Genomic DNA, 1,904 nt, shown 5'->3' with positions numbered 1-1,904 from the left:
GCATCTTGTCCCGGGCGTCGTACGGTGTGACGTGGTCGCTCACCGTGTCGGCGGTGACGCCGGCGGGACCGTGTCGGTCGAGCAGGGCGAGTGCCGCGTCGATCCGGTCGGCCGTCTCCCTGAGGGGGTTCGTCACCTCGCCGAAGCGGAACTGTTTCACCGCCTGTCGGCTGATCTGGAGCACGTCGGCGACGTTCTCGTTGCTTCCCAGCCCGTCCCACAGCGTCTGCGTCTTCGTCTGCCAGGGGCCGCGAGCACGGCTGACCCGCTCGGTCACCTCCTCGGCGGTGACCGGTCCGGGACGTTCGAGCAGCAGGTCGGCGGCGGCCTTGAGCCGCATACCGGTGGTACCGGGCGGAGGCGTTCTCGTGCCGTTCAGGTAAGCCCGTACATCCTCTTGACGTACGTTCAGTACCTTGGCCGCGGCCCCCTCTGAACGGGCCTCGTTCTCCTGCGGGTCCAGCCGGTTCAGCAGCAGCCTCATCCTGGCCTGGACGAGCGTGGTCGGCGCATTGCCGTCGGCCCCGGCGGTCGCGGTCTGCTGGACGTCGATCCCCAACTGCTCGCACTGTGCGACCAGCGCGTCCACCCGCTCGGCGAACTCCCCGGAGACCTGCGCGCCGTCGAGCTGCTCCCGCAGCGTCGCCCGCGGGACCTGGAGCTCTCTGGCCAGGTCATTTTCACTGCTCGCCACGTCCCTCAACGCCCGGAGTGTGGCCGTGGTGGCGTCCGGTGTGACGCGTTCGGTCACCGCGTCGGCGGTGACGTCGGCGGCACCGTGTTCGTCGAGCAGGGTCAGTGCAGCGCGGATCCGGTCGGCCGTCCTCTTCGGCATCCTCGCCTCATGACCACCACGGCGGTACTTGCCCACAGTCCTCGAGTCGCAGCCGAGCACGCGTGCCACGGCCGCCTGGTCTTCCAGGTGGCTGGTGAGGTGCGCGATGTCGTTCTGGAGGGGGGTTCTGCGCTGGCGGACGTGGTTCGTGACGTCGTCGGCGGTCGGTGTGGTGTTCTGCGTCAGGAGCAGGTCGGTGGTTGCCGTGATCCGCTCCGCCACCTCCAGCGTCGGGGAGGAAGTGCCGGCGTGGAGGGATTCCAGGACCTGCGGTGTGACGGTGAGCAGTCCTGCCGTGGTGTCGGGGCCGAGCCGGTTCACCAGGTAGCGGGTCTCCACCGTGTGGAGAGCGGGGGTGTCGGCCGGTGCGGTGGTGGGTCCGTCGGGGAGGACGAGCGCGGCGTGTTCGGCGATCCGCTCGCGCACCGCCGGGTCCAGGGGACGCCCGCCCCGCCTGCCGGACATCCAGTGGTACACGTCGTCCCGGCTCACCTCGACCGTACCGCCGCTGAGTGCGTCGGCCACCGCCCGGAGCGCGGACGCGTCGTCCGCGTGGTTCTCCCGCTCCTTCACGTACAGGGACTCCAGGATGTCCCTGAAGGACGCGGCGGTCTCCGGTGGCCGCACGTCGCCGGTCGCGAGGCGGCTGTGCAGCTCGTCGATTCTTCTGACGGCGTCTGCGCTCAGCGGCATATTGCCGATGAGCCAGGTGCTCACGAGGGATTTGCCAACCCCCAGCTCCCTGGCCACTGCCCGCTGGCTGCCCAGTGTGCGGACCAGGTCGTGCAGCTGGGACCGGGCGGACGGGCCGGTGACGTTCGCCCCGTTGGAGTAGGTCACCGCGGGGAAGACGTCCGGGTCCGTGTTCCGCGCCGCTCCCTGGTCTTGCGGTTCGGAGTCGCTCGCCCAGAGAGCTTCCTCCCACGTCGGTGTGTCTTCCTCCATGGAGACGTCTTCCATGGGGCTGTCGGCACGGGCGTCATCGCCGTCGGAGAGGTCCATGGCCGTGGAGTCCGCACCGGCCGGCCCGCGGGAGTCCACGCCCAGCAGTGTGGAGAGGACGTGGAGG

Annotated in this window: 1 protein-coding gene; it reads right to left on the bottom strand. The window is 70.0% G+C overall.

The features are described 5' to 3' along the window. A partial coding sequence (locus ACZ5GT_RS40700; protein WP_469036982.1) for a helix-turn-helix domain-containing protein occupies positions 1–1,876 on the bottom strand: 1,876 nt, incomplete at its 3' end. Positions 1,877–1,904: the final 28 nt, after the last annotated feature.

The sequence above is a fragment of the Streptomyces sp. NPDC031340 genome (assembly GCF_055569945.1).
Note: the sequence above shows the minus strand (reverse complement) of the source record. Positions and strands in the feature narration are given on the sequence as shown.